Below are 17,341 nucleotides of genomic sequence, written 5' to 3' on the forward strand. Positions count from 1 at the left end.
TTCGTCTGTTCAGGCCGCGACGGCCTGGCGCGGAATGCGGAGCTTGTCGTAGGCGTTCTTCTCGCTTTCTTCGAGCGGCACGACATAGGGCTCGATGGCGCGCTTGAGGTGTTCCATCTCGCCATTCGCACCCTTCTTCAGATGGCAATGCACGAACCACTCGGCATCGTTCTTCTGTGGGTAGTCGACACGGTAGTGGTAGAGGCCCCAGCGGCTTTCCTTGCGGAACAGCGATGCCTTGGCGGCCATCTCGGCGCAGTCGGCGATGTGATAGACCTCCATCGCGCGCAGCAGCTCGTGCGTATTGCGCGCCGACATGTGTTCGAGGTCCTCGCGGATCTGCGCGATGCGCTCCAGGCCCAGTTCCATCTTGCGGGTGACCTTGGGCGGTTGCAGGTAGTCATTGACCACGCGGCGCAGCTTGTACTCGACCTGGTTTGGCGGCAGGCCGTCGACGCGCCCCAGCGGTGCCGCGATGCGCGCACGCTCGGCTTCAATCTGCGCCGGGTCGACGACCTGCTCGCCCAGCGTGCCCACATAGTCCGCCGCGTTCTCGCCGCAGAACCAGCCGTAGGTAAAGGCACCCAGCATGTAGTTGTGTGGCACGGCGGCCATGTCGCCAGCGGCATAGAGACCCTTCACCGTCGTCTCGCCCTTCTCGTTCACCCACACGCCGGATGCGCTGTGGCCCGAGCAGAAGCCGATCTCGGAGATGTGCATCTCGACCATCTTCTGCCGGTAGTTGGTGCCGCGCCCTTCGTGGAAACGGCCACGGCTTGGCCGCTCGTTGCTGTGCAGGATGGTCTCAATGGTCTGGATGGTTTCCTCGGCGAGGTGGTCCATCTTGAGGAACACCGGGCCGTTGCCGCTGGAGAGTTCGTTGTAGAACTCCATCATCATCTGGCCCGACCAGTAGTCGCACTCCATGAAGCGCTCGCCCTTGTTGTTGGCGGTGTAGCCGCCGAAGGGGCCGGTGACGTAGGCGCATGAAGGGCCGTTGTAGTCCTTGATCAGCGGATTGATCTGGAAGCACTCGAGGTTCGCCAGCTCGGCACCGGCGTGGTACGCCATGGCGTAACCATCGCCGGCGTTGGTCGGGTTCTCGTAGGTACCGAACAGATAGCCCGAGGTCGGCAGGCCGAGACGGCCGGCTGCGCCGCAGCACAAAATCACCGACTTGGAGCGGATCAGCACGAAGTCGCCCGTGCGACAGTCGAAGCCCATTACGCCCGCTGCGGCGCCGTTCTCGTCGAGCAGCACGCGCGTGGCGATGACGCGGTTGGTGACCTCCACGCGCTTCTGCTTGAGCTGGCGGTAGAGCACCTTCTTCATGTGGTGGCCTTCAGGCATCGGCAGCACATAGGTGCCGATGTGGTGCACCTTGCGCACGGCGTAGTCGCCGGTCTCGTCCTTCTCGAACTTCACGCCCCAGCGGTCCAGCTCCTCGATGGTGCGGTAGCTGTTCTTCGCATAGGCATACACCGTTTCCTGGTTCACCACGCCATCGTTGGCGATGGTGATTTCCTTGGTGTATTGCTCGGGCGTGGCGTGGCCGGGGATCACCGCATTGTTGAGTCCGTCCATGCCCATCGAGATGGCGCCGCTGCGCTTGACGTTGGCTTTCTCCAGCACCATCACGCGCAGCTTGGGGTTGCGCTCCTTGGCCTTCACAGCGGCCATCGGGCCGGCCGTGCCGCCACCGACGATGAGCACATCCACTTCATATTCCACAGTGTTCATGAGGCTTTCTCCTTTGCGCCGACATCCTGCTGTCGCGACGCGTGTTGCCGAACCAAGAAATCTGTCTATCGATATGCCGGACTGCCTTGTCTCAGGGTGAGCGCTCGGCGCGTCTTTCAATGTGCATGCGGTACTGGAAGGCATCGCCCCGGTAGTAAATGTGTTCGTAATCGAGCGGCTTGCCGGTTGCGCTGAAGGTGAGACGCTCCATGCGCAGGATGGGCGCGCCCTCCTCGACAAGCAGCAGACCGGCGAGTGTCTCGTCGGCGAGCATGGCTTCGATCTGCAGTTCGGCGCGGCCCAGCGGAATGCCGAACTCGTTCTCGATCAGCGAGAAGATGTCGCGGTTTGCGAGGTCGGTGCGGCGCAGGCGGTCGCCCAGTTCGCGTTCGAACCAACTGACGTCGAGCGAGATCGGTTCGCGGTTGAGAAAGCGCACGCGACGAATCTCGGTGACGCTGGTGTTGAGTGGAAGCTGCAGATGACTGGCCACATCGCGCGCCGCCTTCACCGTGCGCTGCGCGACGACACGGTTGAAGGTCTCGAAGCCACGCTTGTTCATGGCCTCGGCAAAGCCTTCGAGCTGGCCCAATTCCTGGAAGGTCTTGGGCTTCGATACATACGTGCCCTTGCCGTGGATCTTGAACAGCAGGCCCTCGCGCTGCAGGTCGCCCAGTGCCTGGCGCACGGTGATGCGGCTCACGCCAAAAAGCGCGATCAGTTCGCTCTCGGAAGGCAGGCGCTCATGCGGTGTGTAGCGGCCATCCAGGATGCGCGAACGCAGCTCATCCTTGATCTGGGCGTACATGGGTTGGGGCGACAGACGTGTGATCGCCTGCGCACCAAGCGCCTTGGGCTTGGTTTGCTTCATATAGCTCTCTGTCGGGTGCGGTCGCGGTACGCAACTTGCGTCCACGACAACTTGTTATGACGAGTCAGGACGAGCAAACCCCATGCCACCAACTTCGCCGCTTCGCCGCTCTGCCAAAAACCCATTGCAGACAATTGTTTACGTCGAAATCGACGCGCCAGGCAGATCGCCATCCGCTGCACCGATTTCAACCGCAGCGCTGATCTTCGTGCAGGGTGCACACCAGTTCCGTGCATCGAGGGTGAGTCCCGGAGAGGCGCAATCATGTTGAGCGCACTGTGCGGCGCACTTCTGATCGGCCTGCTGATGGGTACCTGCGGCGCCGGGGGTGGCATCCTCACGGTGCCCTTGCTGGTCGCCACCCTGGGCCTGCGCATGCAGGAAGCCGCGCCGATCTCCCTCATCGCCATCTGCAGCAGCTGCACGCTCGGCGCCATCGATGGCTTGCGGCAAGGCCTCGCGCGCTACCGGGCTGCCATATTGATCGCGCTGGCCAGCCTGCCCTTCTCGGCGCTGGGCATCTATTGGGCCGAGGGACTGTCGCAAACCACCTTGATGCTCGGCTTCGCGCTGATCTGCCTGGTCTCGGCGCTGCGCATGCTGCTCGCGCCGATGCGTGACGACGGCACGCCAACCTTGCGCAACGTCGGCCTCATCCATCCGCAGACCGGGCGCTTCCTGTGGTCCGCGGCCACCGCCTTCATCATGGCTTGCGTGGGCGCCGCCAGCGGCATGATGACGGGACTGTTCGGGGTAGGCGGCGGCTTTGTCATCGTGCCCATGCTGCGCCGCCTCACCCACCTTTCGATACGCGGCACCGTGGCCACATCGCTCCTGGTGATGGCGCTTGTCAGCGGCGGTGGCGCGATGGCCGCATTGGCACACGGCATTCACTTTCCGCTGCCGCTGACGGCCAGCTTTGCGCTGTCAACGACACTCGGACTCGTCGTCGGGCGACGCCTGGCACACCAACTCCCCTCGGCGCTCATGCAGCGCACCTTCGCCGCCCTGGTACTGCTGATGAGCTGCACCATGCTGGTTGCCGGGCTGCGCCACTGAGCGAGGTGACCGCTGCGTGCCGATCCCGGCCAGTGGCATCACGCGCCCCCTACCGGCTTCAGCGATCTTGGGCGGGAATTCTGGCGAGCCCCCTTTCCAATGGGGTGATGTGCTTGCTTGGGTTTGCCGGCTATGCTGAACCGATAGCCGCCGCAGGGCGGCTCTGCATGAGGGATGACCGATGCATCGCCTGCCCCGCTTCCTGATAATCCTGCTGCTGGCCGCCTGCGTCAGCAGCCCCTCGTTCCATTACCAGCCCCCGCCTGCAGCTCAGCTGCCGCCCGAGGCCGCCAGCGGCTACACGCCCAAGCCGGGCTGGTCTGCCACGAAGTTCATGGTCGCCGCCGCCAACCCCCTGGCGACCGACGCGGGCTACCAGGTACTGAAGGCCGGCGGCTCGGCGGTGGACGCCGCGATCGCGGTGCAGATGGTGCTGGGGCTGGTGGAACCACAGTCTTCGGGGATAGGCGGCGGCGCCTTCCTGCTGCATCACGATGGCCGCCGCGTGCAGGCCTTCGATGGGCGGGAGACGGCGCCGGCCGAGGCCACGCCGACGCTGTTCCTCAAGGATGGCAAGCCGATGGCCTTCATGGACGGCGTGGTGGGCGGGCGCTCAGTGGGCACGCCGGGCGTGCTGCGCATGCTGGAGCTCGTGCATCGCCAGCACGGCCGCCTGCCCTGGGCGAGCCTGTTCCAACCGGCGATCCAACTGGCGGAAGAAGGTTTCGTGGTCAGCCCGCGGCTGGCGACACTGCTACGCGGGGCGGACAGCAAACGGCTGCGTGAAGATCCGCAGGCGGCGGCGCTGTTCTTCCAGCCCGATGGCCAGCCGGTGGCAGCCGGCACGCGCTTGAAGAATCCCGCCTACGCGGCGAGCCTGCGGGCCATCGCCAAGGGGGGCGCGGAGGCCTTCTACAGCGGCGAGCTCGCCCGCCAGATCGTGGCCCGCGTGCGCAACCACGCAGGCAACCCCGGGCTGTTGAACACGCAGGATCTGGCGAACTACCGCGCGAAAGAGCGCGAACCGCTGTGCTTCGATCACCGTCAATGGCGCGTCTGCGGCATGCCGCCGCCCTCGTCCGGGCCGCTGGCCATCGCACAGATGCTGGGCATGCTGTCGGCATCCGGCCTTGAGCAGCAGCGGCCCATCATGCGCAGCTTCGGGCTGGAGCCGGCGCCGGACGCGGTGCACCTGTTGAGCGAGGCGGGCCGCCTGGCCTACGCCGACCGCGCACGCTACGTGGCAGACCCGGACTTCGCCCCGCTGCCCGGCGGCAGCGGGGCCGCCCTGCTGGCGCCCGCCTATCTGCGCCAGCGCGCCGCCCTGATCGGGCCGCGCAGCATGGGGCGGGCAGATGCGGGTGACCCTATCGGTACGCGCATGGCCTGGGCGGATGACCGCAGCCCGGAGCTGCCCTCCACCTCGCATATCTCGATCGTCGATGCGCAGGGCCACGCGCTCTCGATGACCACCACCATCGAGAACGGTTTCGGCGCGCAGATCATGGCGGCCGGCTTCCTGCTCAACAATGAGCTGACCGATTTCTCCTTCGTGCCGGAAGAGAATGGCCGCCCGGTCGCCAATCGGGTGGAGCCCGGCAAACGCCCGCGCTCCTCGATGTCGCCGCTGCTGGTGTTCGAGCGCGACAGCGGGCGACTGGTCATGACGCTGGGTTCGCCGGGGGGCTCCGCCATCATCAACTACGTGGCCAAGACCCTGGTGGCGATGACGGACTGGGGGCTGGATGCGCAGCAGGCGGTGAGCCTGCCCAACTTCGGCTCACGCAACGGCCCCACCGAACTGGAGCAGGATCGCACCTCACCCGAGCTGATCGAAGCCCTCAAGGCGCGTGGCCATGAGGTGCGTGTGATCGTGCAGACCAGCGGCCTGCAAGCGATCCAGCGCACACCGGCTGGCTGGTTCGGCGGCGCCGACCCGCGCCGTGAAGGCGTGGCGATGGGCGATTGAGCCGTGTGTGTCAGCGTAGGGCGCAGTGAGAACTGCGCCGCCCCCTCAACACTTCAGCGCATATCCCCCCGCAAGGCCATCACCCGCTCACGCAGCACGGCGGGTGACACGTCGGCCGGCGGCACCGGCTCGCCGGCGACCAGCTCGACATGGCTCCACAGCCCGCGGCGGAAAGGCTTGCGCATGGCCGGCCCATCCTTGCGTGAGAAGAAGCTGCCCCACAGCCCGCGCAAGGCCATGGGCACCACCGGCACCGGCGTGCGATGCACGATCTTGGTGGCGCCACCCTTGAACGAGGCCACTTCGCCGTCATAGGTGATCTCGCCCTCGGGGAAGATGCCGATCAGCTCGCCCTCGGCCAGCGCGGCCGCGATCTCGTCGTAAGCGCGCTCCAGCAGCGCCGGATCTTCATTGCCCGAGGCGACCGGGATGGCGCGGTTTTCGCGGAACACGAAGTTCAGCACCGGCAGCTTGAAGATCTTGTGGTGCATCACGAAGCGGATCGGGCGCCGACACGCCGCGATGATCAGCAGGGCGTCGACATAGCTCACGTGATTGCACACCAGCACTGCCGGGCCGCTCTGCGGAATGTGTTCCAGACCCCGCGTGCGCAGGCGATAGACCAGATGCATCAGGCCCCACACGATCAGGCGCATCAGGAACTCGGGCACCAGCTTGTAGATGTAGAGCGCGATGGCCACGTTCATCAACGCGGTGATCAGGAAGATCTGCGGAATCGTCACGCCTGCCGCCAAAGCGCCGCCCGCGAAGATGGCCGAGACCACCATGAATGCCGCGTTCAGGATGTTGTTGGCGGCGATGATGCGCGAGCGCTCCTCCGGTTTCGCGCGCTCCTGGATCAGCGCATAGAGCGGCACGGTGTAGAAACCGCCCGCCACGCCGATCAGCACCAGGTCCAGCAGCAGACGCCAGTGCGCCGGGTCGGCGAAGAAGGCCATCACCCCGATGCCGGGCATGGGCGCCGCCGGGCAGTTCCACCACAGGTCAACGCCGAACACGGTCAGGCCGATGGAGCCCAGCGGCACCAGGCCGATTTCCACATGCTTGCCGGACAGGCGTTCGCACAGGAAAGAGCCCAGGGCGATGCCGATGATGAAGGTGGCCAACAGCGCGGTGACCAGCAGCTCGTTGCCACCCAGCACCTCTTTCACGAAGGGCGCGAACTGCGACAGGAAGATCGCGCCGTAGAACCAGAACCAGGAGATGCCCATCATCGAATGGAAGACGGTGCGGTTCTGGTAGGCCATGCGCAGGTTGGCGGAGATCTCGCTGAAGGGATTCAGGTTGATCGGTGGCTGCTCGCCACTGGGCGGCGCGAGCGGAATGGAGCGCGAGGCCAGGTATCCCGCTACCGCGACGATCACACAGGCGATGCCGGAGAGCGTTGCGCCCCAGGGCTTGATGGCCATCAGCACGCCCGCCAGGATGGAGCCCAGCAGGATGGCGACGAAGGTGCCGCTCTCCACCCAGGCATTGCCCGCCACCAGCTCGTCCGAGTGCAGATGCTGCGGCAGGATCGAGTACTTGATCGGCCCGAAGAAGGTGGAATGCAAGCCCAGCAGAAACAGCGCGGCCAACAGCATCTCGGCATGTGCGGTGGCGAAGCCGACCAGCCCCAGCGTGGCGATGCCGATCTCGACCAGCTTGATGAGGCGGATCAAGCGCGTCTTCTCGAACTTGTCGGCGATCTGCCCGGCCATGGCCGAGAACAGGAAGAAGGGCAACACGAACAGCCCCGCCGCCAACTGCACCACCACGGCGGGCTCCATGCCAAGGATCTTGCCGCTGTGGAAAGCCACCATCAGCACCAAGGCGTTCTTGAAGACGTTGTCATTGAAGGCGCCGAGGAACTGGGTCAGGAACAACGGACCGAAGCGACGCTGGGACAGCAGATTGGAGGAAGCGGTGCTCATGGGTAGTCAGAAAGATTGCTCCCCTCTCCCGCATGCGGGAGAGGGGCGGGGGGAGAGGGCTGCTCGATAACGAACATGCGTATTCGCTCCAGCACCTCGCTCATTTGCTGCAGAACTTCGTGATTCCAGAACCGCAGTACCGTAAAGCCAGACTGATTCAGGTTTGCCGTTCTCGCTTCGTCATACTCGGTTTGCTCCGCGTGCTGCCCGCCATCTAGTTCAATGATCAGACCGTACTCGACGCAAGCGAAATCAACAATATATGGACCGAACGGTTTCTGCCGTTTGAACTTCAAGCCCATAAAACGACGGGCACGCAAGTGATACCAAAGCGCCTTTTCAGCGTCAGTGGAACGACGTCGCAACGACTTCGCTCGCAATAGCACCTCGCTCACTTCGCCCTCTCCCCTGGCCCCTCTCCCACAAGTGGGAGAGGGGAAGCCGGTACGCTCATCCTGTGCCACAGCCCAGCCATCCCCCCCGCCAGCACAGCCGCCAGCAGATGAAGCTCCCACACCGGGCGCACACCGGTCGGCAGCACGCCGGAGCCGACACCCAGCCAGGCCGACAGGCTGAACAGCAGGCCTGCGCACAACCCGAGGACGAAACGCCCCCCGCGCGAGCGCACGTGGCTGAACTCGATCAGGGCCATGCTCAGCCAGCCACTTGCCAGACCCGAGGCGCCGCGGTATTCGCCCAGATCCTTCGCCCACCACAGCACGCAGGCCGCGCCGAGCAGGGCCACCAGCGCACTGAACAGAGCCAGGCGCACATGCCCCAGGCGCGGCTCCAGGTAACAACCGCAGGCGAGCAACACGATGGCGTTGCCCAGCGCATGCCAGGTGCCCCAATGGGAGAACTGCGCCGTCAGCGCCCCGCCGATACCGTCCCGCACCCGCACGAAGGCCAGCGCGTGCTGCCCGGCCTCGCCGCCCGCAAGCGGCAGCAGGCAGGCCAGGGACAGGAGCAGCCCGATCCAGGGCAGGCGTGAGCAGGACATTGCCGTCTCAAACGCTCAGCGCAGGCGACGACGCAGAACCATCGCCACGCCGCCCAGCAGCGCGAAGCCCAGCAGGCCCACCGCATCCAGCGCCCCGCCACCGGAGCCCGCGCGGTACTCGACCTTGACCGTCTTCTCCGCACCGCTCTTCACGCGTGTCTTGAAGTCCGCCAGTTGCCGATCCAGCTCCGGGATCAGCGCATCAAGCGCCTTGGAGTAGCCCTCAAGGCGTGCATTGCGCGCCTGCTCGCTGAAGTTGTTCAAGGTTGCCGATCCCTTGACCTGGCTGACGCCGGGCGCGCGGAACAGCAGCTTGCGGCTCTGCACGTCGAACACGGCGGCGTCCAGCATGGTGCTGATGTCGTAGCGGTCGCCCTGCACCACATAGGCACCGACGATGGTCCAGTACAGCAGCGAGAACATGTTGTTGTCGGCGAACTGCACCTGGTCGTAGGAGAGCAGCACGATCACGTCGACGTTGAACATACGCGCCGCCTGTTCGAGGTTGGCGAAACCACCCTTGGGCGCGAGGTAGTTCGTGGGAATGGTTTCGATGCCCGCAATGAAGGTCTGCGAGGCAAAGGCATCGCGCACGCGGCCCAGCATGCGCATGCGCTCGGCCTCCGGCAGTGCGTCACGCGACCAATTACTGGACGGCACGAATGCCAGCCCGACCCGCAGCGGCAGTCGCAGCGTGGTGCTCGCCTCCGGCTTCATGCTGGCGTTGCTGTTGTTGGGGAACAGGTACTCCACCATGCTGCCGGTCTGCTTCTGGTTGGCGTTCTGGTTCCAGCTCGCGCAACCGGCCAGCAGGCTGGTCGCCAGGATCAGGCACAGGGCAGCAAAGCGCGTGTGCAATCGGTGTTGCATGTCCATGAATGACTCCGGTGGATCAGGCCTGCTCGGCCCATTGCTTGAGCGTGACGTAGTCGGTCTTGCCGGTACCCAGCAGCGGCAGCGCCGGCACGACGACGATCTTGCGCGGCACGGCAATCTCCGGCCAGCCGCCGCTGCGTGCAGTGTTCTGCAGCGCTTCGCGGGTGAGCGTGGCATCGGTGGTGAACAGCAACACGGCCTCGCCGCGCGCCGCATCTGGCTGCGTGCTGGCGGCATGCTGCGCGCCGGGCGCGGCCTGCACCGCGAGCTTCTCGACCGATTCCAGCGACACCATCTCGCCGGCTACCTTGGCGAAGCGCTTGACGCGGCCGACGATGCGCACAAAACCGTCTGCGTCGATGTTGACCACGTCGCCGGTCTCGTACCAGCCCTCGCCCACCGAGGAAGACGGCGCCTGCAGCACACCCGGGTTGTCGACACGCAGGTAGCCACTCATGAGATTGGGGCCGCGTACATGCAGGATGCCGCCGCCCTCGATACCCGGCACAGGTGCCAGGCTTGACTGGATGCCCGGCAGGAGCTGACCCACGGTGCCGGTGCGATAGGCCATCGGGGTGTTCACTGCCAGCACCGGCGCAGTCTCGGTCGCGCCATAACCTTCGAAGATGCGAATGCCGAACTTCTCGAACCAGGTGCCGCGCACCGCATCCGACAGCTTCTCGGCGCCCGCGATCACATAGCGCAGGCGGTGGAAGTCATAGGGATGAGCGAACTTGGCGTAGTTGCCGAGGAAGGTGCTGGTGCCCAGCATCACGGTGCAGCCGCGGTCGTAGGCTAGCTCGGGAATCACGCGGTAGTGCAGCGGCGAGGGATACAGGAACACGCTGGCGCCGCTCAGCACGGGCAGCAAGGCGCCGCCGGTCAAGCCGAAGGAGTGGAACAGCGGCAAGGCGTTGAGCATCTTGTCGTCTACCGAGATGTCGATGACCGAGCGGATCTGCGCCACGTTGGCCAGCAAGGCGCGATGCGACAGCACCACGCCCTTGGGCTTGCCCTCGGAGCCCGAGGTGAAGAGCACCACCGCCGCCTCTTCCGGGTCGGCATGCTGGGTTGCCCAGCGCGGGAAGTGCAGCGCCCACAGCATGAGCCACAGCTTGTCGCCCAGCGTGGCCTGTTCGCGCAAATCCTCGAGATAGACGATACGCACGCCTTGCAGCGCGTCCAGCTTGTCGGCGAGCTTGGCCTGCGCCACGAAGGCGCGCGAGCTGACGATCAGTTTGAGTTGCGCCGCCGTGCAGGCGGCCTGCATGCCATCCACACCGGCGGTGTAGTTGAGCATGGCTGGCACGCGCCCCTGAGCCGTGAGGCCGAACACCATGCCCAGGGTCGGCGCCAGATTGGGCAGGAGCACACCGACGCGCTCGCCGGCCACGCTCTCACGCGCCACGAGGCGGCCCAGCATCAAGGCCATCTTCAAGAGGTCGCGATAGCTGTACTCGACCTGCTTCATGTCCTCGACCAGCAGTTGCGACCGGCCGTGGATCTCGATCGCATCGAGCAGCGCGTCGAACAGCGTGTGCTCCGGGCGCGACGCGAAGATCATCTCCTGCATCAACCGACGCAGGCGCTCACCCGCCTTGCGGCGGCGCTCCTTGGCGGTGGCGGCCTCCGGCATCGGCAATGCCGTCGTCGGCAGGAAGTGCAAGCTGATGCGGGGGAACAGGGCGCGCGGGTAGCGCCCCGACACGCGCGAGAAATAGCTGCGTGCAGCGCCGTCCAGGCGCACCGGCAACAAGGTGGCGCCGGTCCGCGCGGCGATGAAGGCGGGCCCGTCATATACCTTCATCAGGCTTCCGGTTGTCGTCAGCCGCCCCTCGGGGAAGATCACCACCGGCCGACCGGACTCGACCAGACGCAGCACCTTCTTCATCGCCATCGGATTGGCTGGTTCCACCGCGAGGTAGTCGACCAGGGACAGCACGAGACGGAACAGGGGATTGCGCGCCACCGTGGTGTGCACCACGAAGACCGCATCCAGGGGCAGGAACAGGCCCAGCAGGAGGCCGTCGAGGAAGGACTCGTGATTGGCGATCACCAGCAGGCGCGCGGCATCGACCCGTGGAATCCCCTTGATCTCAATGCGGAACAGCAGGCGAGCGATCTGGCGCAGAGCAAGCTTGAACAAGGCTTTCATGATTGGGTGGCGTAACCATCGAAATAGGTTTCAAGAGCTGGGCTGTGTAACTGGCTGGCCGGCGTGATGGTCTGCCGATCCCAAGGAATGCGGCCCAAGAACCACACGCGCCAGAACTGCTGATCGGTTGCCGGGCGTTGCGCGAGCAGTTCGGAGAAGCGCTGCACCTGCCCGACCTCGCGGCCCGTTCCCTCCCGCAACACCTCGTACACAAAGCGCGAGCAAAACTGACGCGACGAGTGCAGATCGAAGCCCGTGTCATACCAGCGGCCATAGCGGGCCCGGGCTGCGCGCACGATGGCGCCCTGCTGTCCTGGCGTCAACGCGACTGTCGGGCGGCGCACGGCCAATCGGCCATCCTGCGAGCGCTCCACGAAATCGGACAGGGGAGCGGTTCCCGCACGCAGCAAGCGGCTCTCCGCGATGACGGGTTCGGCACCCGAGGTGTCCACCACGATGCCCACATGATTGGTCCAACTCCCGGTCGCCTCGCCCACCTTGCGGAACAGAAGCCAGGGCACCTGGATGAACACCACGTCACCCACCTGCAGCGTGCGCGCCAACTCCGCTCGCTCGGCCCGCTGCAAGGCCCACACCGGCGCCACCGACAAGCTGCAGGCCAGCCATGCCACCAGGGCCAGGACACGGGCTCTCCCTCTCATTGCGCTCTCCTCATTTCGATGAACTTCGACGCGTTGGGTGAAAGAAAACGGAACGCTAGGTTCCGTCACTCAGGCTTGGTCCCGCAGGTACTGCAGCACATTACCCAAGGCCTCCTGCAGAAAAGCCTTGTTGACCCAGTAGTACACCTCTTTGCCGATTTTTTCCTGCCGCAGCACTCCGGCCTCTCGCAACACCTTCAGGTGATGTGAAACGGTGGATCGCGCCAGCGTCGACAGCTCCGCCAGTTGCCCGACGTTGAGTCGCTCTCCTGGCTCGAAACTCAGCAGCAAGCGCTGTCTGTGCTCATCGCCCAGGGCTTCAAACACCTTGGAGATGGCCCGCCACTCGGCCGGAATCGCGCGTGAGTATGTCTTTCTCATGTCGATATGTTTAGACACTTCGTCTCTTTGGTCAAGCGTCTATTGTTCATAAATCACATACAGCGAGAAAAGCGATACAGAACTATGCATTCTCCGGCACGCTTCCCAGAATGCGGCGGCAGCAAGATATTTCAAATAACATTCCTAGGAGACAAAGTCGTGCGCCAACATCCTCGCCTCGCCCTGCCCGGCCTCTTGGCCGCGCTGGTCCTTCCCTTCCTCGCCACCGCTTGTGGCGGCAGCGGTAATGACGACACGGCGGCCAGCAGTTCGTCCTCCTCCGGCGGCAGCACGCCGCTCAATACGATCACCTGCGCAGCCGCCAGCTCCTCCAGTTCCTCCAGCTCCAGCGGCGGCACGGCGGTGACCGGATCAGCCACGCGCCCCGTGCTGACTGGCACCCAGGCCGCCGACTATACCTATGCCAAGGTACTGGCCAAGACCGGCACGGCCGGAGCGGAAACCAATGACCCCTGGGATCCCTTGGCCGACACCTGCATGACCGGCACGATCTCCGGCACCGCCAATTACACGGTAGATGCAGCACTCGGCGCCAACACGGCCAAGTCATTCAAAACCATCCAGGCCGCCATCAACCAGGCCGTCGTCGACACCACGGCATCGGGCTCGACTGCGCGCATCTACATCGAGGTCAAGCCCGGCACCTACAACGAGCTGGTGTACGTGCCCGCCCTCGGCGCACCGATCACCCTTTTCTCCAAGGACAGCAACGCCGCCAACACCAAGATCGCCGCCGCCATCGACGCCGGGATGCCTGGCAACGAGTACGTGACCAAATTCGGCGCCGCCTATGCCGGCGTAGACGCCAGCATCAAGGCCATGTACGACGTGCAGTCGGTACGCGGCACCGGCACCATCGGGACCAGCGGCTCGGCCATGGTGTGGACCAAGAATGCGGGCTTCCAGCTCAAGAACCTGACGCTGGAGAACACCTACAACGAAAACCGTGGCACCTGCTCCGGCACGCTGAATAGCGCCGGCCAATGCCCGACCGGCAACCACCAGGCGGTCGCCTTCCTGATTGATGGCGCCGACAAGGTGCAGATCGAAAACAGCCGCTTCCTGGGCCACCAGGACACGTTTTATTCGAAGTCCTCGGCTGCCGCGAAGACGGTGCGCGCCTTCGTCAATAAGTCGCACATCGAGGGCGACGTGGACTTCATCTTCGGGCGCGCCACGATCTACTTCAACAAGAGCACGATCAAGTCGCTCGGCGCACGCAGCAGCTCGGTGTACGCCACCGCACCCAGCACCAACTACAACACCACCTACGGCTTCGTGTTCAACGACTGTGACTTCACCAGCGACGGCCTGGGCGTAGCCGCCTCCGGCACGGCCGGCACCTTCCTGGGCCGCCAATGGTTCGAGGGCGTACGGGCCAGTCCGTACTCCCCGAGCTATGGCGCTTCTGTCGTCATCGACGCCACCAACAGCTCGACCAACTCTCCGACCACGGGTGACTGCGGTATCGCATCGGGCGGCACGACCTGCACCAACCCCAGCAGTCCAGCGGGCGGCAGCGTCAAACTGGTGACGTTGGAGACGGTTGGCAAGGTCATCATTCTCAACTCCCGCATCGGTGCCCACATCAACCCGACCACACCCTGGGCTGACTGGGGTAACACCACCACGGCCGCCGCATATCGTTTGGTGCACTACAGCTCGGCGACCTATTGGACGGCTCTGACCAACGCAGGCAAGAACCCGGCCACGCTGTACCCCGGTGGCCAGAAGAACCCCGTCGAGCCCTTCCTGGCGGAATACAACACCGTGTCCAACTGAACCAGTACTTGCGCCTTGGTACACACGAGGGCCCCTTGAGGGGCCCTCGTTGTTTGCCCGCTTGCTTCAGGTCAAGACTTGCCGCTCTACCACGCCCAAAGTCCTCCCGTGCCTGCTGCAATGCGATATGTTTTGCGTCATACAAATGAGTAGTTGTCAGGCTTGAAGGAGGCGCTCCAGGAAATCCCGCAGAGCGCGCCTTGACGGTACGCAAATGATTGACGGAAAACGCTCGGAACACTAATATCCCGGGGCTTTTTGCTGTGCCCCTCCGTGCCCCCAAGACCCTATGTACAAGGTAATAAAGCTCCAGTTCTTCCTGGCTGGCCTTGCAGGTCTTTTGTGCGGTGCATTGTGGGGTGGCGGAGCGGCCCTGTCGGCCGTGCTGGGAGGCGCGACCTGTGTAGTACCGACAGCCTGGTTTGCATGGCGCTTGAGCCTGGTCTCGCACCGTGCGGAACCGACCCACGTGAGCACCTTCGTGCTTGGCGAGGCGGTCAAGGTGCTGTCAGTGGTGGGAATACTTATCGCAGTGAGGCTTTTGTATCCCGAAGCTCACTGGGGTGCGGTGGTGATGGGTCTGTTCATCACCCTGCAAGCGAATTTCTTGGCTTTTTTGGTGAAACCCTGACATGGCTGCTGAACAGCACACGCTGAGTGCCGGCGAATACATCGCCCACCACCTGACTTTCTTCAACGGCACTGGGGCCGCTCAGAAGAATCTGATCGACTTCAGCCTCATCAACTACGACACCGTCTTCTGGGCCGCCTTCCTGGCCGTGTTGGGCGGTTTCGTGCTGTGGCTGGCCGCGCGCCGTGCCTCAGCCGGCGTGCCGGGCCGTTTCCAGGCTGCGGTCGAAATCCTCGTCGAGATGGTCGCCGACCAGGCCAAGGGCCTGATCCACAGCGCCGAGTCGCGCAAGTTCGTCGCCCCGCTGGCCCTGACCGTGTTCCTGTGGGTGTTCTTGATGAACGCCATGGACTTCCTGCCGCTGGACATGATCCCCAACGCCTGGACCGCCATCTACGGCGCCATGGGCCACGACCCCCACCACGCCTACATGCGCGTGGTGCCGACCGCCGACATCAACGCCACCATGGGCATGTCCTTCACGGTGCTGCTGATCTGCCTGTACTACAACGTCAAGATCAAGGGTGCCGGCGGCTGGGCACACGAGCTGGTCAGCGCTCCCTTCGGCTCCAGCAAGAACCCGCTGCTGGCCGTGGTGCTGGGCGTGGTGAACTTCGCGATGCAGATCATCGAGTTCTCCGCCAAGACGATCTCGCACGGCATGCGTCTGTTCGGCAACATGTTTGCCGGCGAACTGATCTTCATGCTGATCGCGCTGATGGGCGCGGCCTGGACCGGCGCCAACCTGCCCAGCATCCTGCTGTTCTTCGGCCACTTCGTCGCCGGCTTCGCCTGGGCGGTGTTCCACATCCTGGTGGTCGTGCTGCAAGCCTTCATCTTCATGATGCTGACGCTGGTGTACGTCGGCCAGGCCCACGAAAGTCACTGATTCACCGGTCTCGTTTCAACCCCCACTTTTTCACTTACTCACTACTTACTTAGGAGCTGTCATGGAACAAGTTTACGGTCTCGTCGCGCTGGCTTGCGGTCTGATCATCGGTCTGGGTGCTATCGGTGCCTGTATCGGTATCGCGCTGATGGGCGGCAAGTACCTGGAGTCCTCCGCTCGCCAACCCGAGCTGATGAACGCCCTGCAGGTCAAGATGTTCCTGCTGGCTGGCCTGATCGACGCCGCGTTCATTATCGGTACCGGTATCGCTCTGTGGTTCGCGACCTCCACGTTCCTGAAGTAAGCCTTTCCTGAACGTTTCACACTCAAATATCAGGAAAGGAACCTGCCGTGAATCTGAACGCAACCTTCATTGCGCAGATCGTGGTGTTCCTGGCGTTCGTGTTCTTCACGATGAAATTCGTGTGGCCACCGATCGTCAAGGCACTCGACGAACGTGCAAGCAAGATCGCTGACGGGCTCGCTGCGGCGGACAAGGCAAAGACGGATCTCGCCATCGCCGAGAAAAAGGTGGTGGAAGAAATGCGCAAGGCCCGCGAATCCGGCGCCGAGCTGCGTGTTGGCGCTGAGAAGCAAGCCGCCCAGCTGGTTGAGGACGCCCGTGCCGAAGCCGCTCGCATCGTCTCGGAAGCCCGCAAGGCTGCCGAAGCCGAAGCCGCGCTGGCAGCCCAGCAAGCCAAGGACGCCCTGCGCGCCCAGGTAGCCGAGCTGGCCGTTGCCGGTGCCGAGCGCATCCTGCGCCGCGAGATCAATGCCCAGGTCCATGCCGAGCTGCTGAGTACCCTCAAACAGGAGCTCAAGTAAGCCATGGCTGAAAACGTCACCCTCGCGCGTCCCTACGCCGAGGCGGTGTTTGCCCTGGCGTGCGAGAACAGCACGCTGGATGCCTGGATGGCCGCGCTCGAGCGATTGGCTGCCGTGGTCATCGACCCGGCCGCCGCCGAGTGCATCGCCAACCCCGACGTGTCGGACCAGCAGACAATCCGTCTGCTGACCGAGTCGGTCGGTATCACGCTCGCCCCCGAGCAAGACAACCTCGTGCGCGTCCTGGTGGCCAACCAGCGCGCCGCCGTCCTGCCCGAGATCCGCGACCTGTTCAAGCAGCTCAAGAACGCGCACGAAGGTGTTCGTGACGCCATCGTGACCTCTGCTTTCGCCCTCGATGACGCGGCGCTTTCGCGCCTGCAGTCCGACCTCGAGGCGCGCTTCGAATCGAAGCTTCGCCTGGTCGTCCAGCTCGATCCCGAGCTGATCGGTGGCGTGCGCGTCGCAGTGGGTGACGAAGTGATCGACGCCTCGGTGCGTGGCAAGCTCGCCGCCATGGCCGCCGCCCTACAGAATTAGGAGCAT

General features: G+C 64.4%; 17 protein-coding genes. 8 read left to right on the plus strand and 9 right to left on the minus strand.

Annotated features, from left to right (window positions below):
* Nucleotides 1-9 precede the first annotated feature (9 nt).
* Together NMB43_RS20305 and NMB43_RS20310 are read right to left on the minus strand one after the other, a co-directional pair.
* Complete coding sequence (locus tag NMB43_RS20305; protein WP_494349995.1) at nucleotides 10-1,740, minus strand: fumarate reductase/succinate dehydrogenase flavoprotein subunit; 1,731 nt, start codon at nucleotides 1,738-1,740, stop codon at nucleotides 10-12.
* Nucleotides 1,741-1,831: 91 nt separating this feature from the next.
* Entirely contained in the window at nucleotides 1,832-2,611 is a 780-nt protein-coding gene (locus NMB43_RS20310) for a GntR family transcriptional regulator (protein ID WP_494349996.1), read from the minus strand.
* 264 nt (nucleotides 2,612-2,875) lie between these two features.
* Here NMB43_RS20310 and NMB43_RS20315 point away from each other — a divergent pair, with 264 nt between their 5' ends.
* A complete protein-coding gene (locus tag NMB43_RS20315; RefSeq protein ID WP_494349997.1) occupies nucleotides 2,876-3,670 on the plus strand; it encodes a sulfite exporter TauE/SafE family protein in 795 nt (264 codons plus the stop codon).
* Between the two features lie 181 nt (nucleotides 3,671-3,851).
* Entirely contained in the window at nucleotides 3,852-5,639 is a 1,788-nt protein-coding gene (ggt, locus tag NMB43_RS20320) for a gamma-glutamyltransferase (protein WP_494349998.1), read from the plus strand.
* A 53-nt stretch (nucleotides 5,640-5,692) separates the two neighbouring features.
* Here ggt and NMB43_RS20325 read toward each other — a convergent pair whose 3' ends face one another.
* From NMB43_RS20325 to NMB43_RS20355, 7 genes are all read right to left on the minus strand, one after another.
* On the minus strand, nucleotides 5,693-7,573 hold the full coding sequence (locus NMB43_RS20325) for an MFS transporter (RefSeq protein WP_494349999.1): 1,881 nt from the start codon (nucleotides 7,571-7,573) through the stop codon (nucleotides 5,693-5,695).
* Nucleotides 7,570-7,968: an endonuclease domain-containing protein gene (locus tag NMB43_RS20330; protein ID WP_494350000.1), complete on the minus strand. Its 399-nt coding sequence runs from the start codon at nucleotides 7,966-7,968 to the stop codon at nucleotides 7,570-7,572. Before NMB43_RS20330 ends, NMB43_RS20325 begins: the two co-directional genes overlap by 4 nt.
* Nucleotides 7,965-8,573, minus strand: a complete 609-nt coding sequence (locus NMB43_RS20335; protein WP_494350001.1) for a rhomboid family intramembrane serine protease — start codon at nucleotides 8,571-8,573, stop codon at nucleotides 7,965-7,967. Before NMB43_RS20335 ends, NMB43_RS20330 begins: the two co-directional genes overlap by 4 nt.
* 15 nt (nucleotides 8,574-8,588) lie before the next feature.
* Nucleotides 8,589-9,449: a rhombotarget lipoprotein gene (rhlP, locus tag NMB43_RS20340; protein WP_494350002.1), complete on the minus strand. Its 861-nt coding sequence runs from the start codon at nucleotides 9,447-9,449 to the stop codon at nucleotides 8,589-8,591.
* A 16-nt stretch (nucleotides 9,450-9,465) separates the two neighbouring features.
* Complete coding sequence (gene aas / locus NMB43_RS20345) at nucleotides 9,466-11,604, minus strand: bifunctional acyl-ACP--phospholipid O-acyltransferase/long-chain-fatty-acid--ACP ligase (RefSeq protein WP_494350003.1); 2,139 nt, start codon at nucleotides 11,602-11,604, stop codon at nucleotides 9,466-9,468.
* Nucleotides 11,601-12,266, minus strand: coding sequence for a YiiX/YebB-like N1pC/P60 family cysteine hydrolase (locus tag NMB43_RS20350; RefSeq protein WP_494350004.1), 666 nt, complete (start codon nucleotides 12,264-12,266; stop codon nucleotides 11,601-11,603). Before NMB43_RS20350 ends, aas begins: the two co-directional genes overlap by 4 nt.
* Nucleotides 12,267-12,335: 69 nt before the next feature.
* Complete coding sequence (locus NMB43_RS20355; RefSeq protein WP_494350005.1) at nucleotides 12,336-12,665, minus strand: ArsR/SmtB family transcription factor; 330 nt, start codon at nucleotides 12,663-12,665, stop codon at nucleotides 12,336-12,338.
* Between the two features lie 141 nt (nucleotides 12,666-12,806).
* Between NMB43_RS20355 and NMB43_RS20360 the strand changes: the two genes are divergently transcribed.
* From NMB43_RS20360 to NMB43_RS20385, 6 genes are all read left to right on the plus strand, one after another.
* Nucleotides 12,807-14,450 carry a pectinesterase family protein gene (locus NMB43_RS20360; RefSeq protein ID WP_494350006.1) on the plus strand — a complete coding sequence of 548 codons (1,644 nt, stop codon included), beginning with the start codon at nucleotides 12,807-12,809 and terminating at the stop codon, nucleotides 14,448-14,450.
* A 289-nt stretch (nucleotides 14,451-14,739) separates the two neighbouring features.
* A complete protein-coding gene (locus NMB43_RS20365) occupies nucleotides 14,740-15,081 on the plus strand; it encodes an ATP synthase subunit I (RefSeq protein WP_494350007.1) in 342 nt (113 codons plus the stop codon).
* Nucleotide 15,082: 1 nt separating this feature from the next.
* On the plus strand, nucleotides 15,083-15,970 hold the full coding sequence (gene atpB, locus NMB43_RS20370; protein WP_494350008.1) for a F0F1 ATP synthase subunit A: 888 nt from the start codon (nucleotides 15,083-15,085) through the stop codon (nucleotides 15,968-15,970).
* Between the two features lie 61 nt (nucleotides 15,971-16,031).
* Nucleotides 16,032-16,274 (plus strand): F0F1 ATP synthase subunit C, encoded by a 243-nt coding sequence (gene atpE / locus NMB43_RS20375; RefSeq protein WP_345533349.1) that lies wholly within the window; start codon nucleotides 16,032-16,034, stop codon nucleotides 16,272-16,274.
* Nucleotides 16,275-16,321: 47 nt separating this feature from the next.
* Entirely contained in the window at nucleotides 16,322-16,795 is a 474-nt protein-coding gene (locus tag NMB43_RS20380) for a F0F1 ATP synthase subunit B (protein WP_494350009.1), read from the plus strand.
* A 3-nt stretch (nucleotides 16,796-16,798) separates the two neighbouring features.
* On the plus strand, nucleotides 16,799-17,335 hold the full coding sequence (locus NMB43_RS20385; RefSeq protein WP_494350010.1) for a F0F1 ATP synthase subunit delta: 537 nt from the start codon (nucleotides 16,799-16,801) through the stop codon (nucleotides 17,333-17,335).
* Nucleotides 17,336-17,341 lie beyond the last annotated feature (6 nt).

The organism is Uliginosibacterium sangjuense (assembly GCF_059132465.1).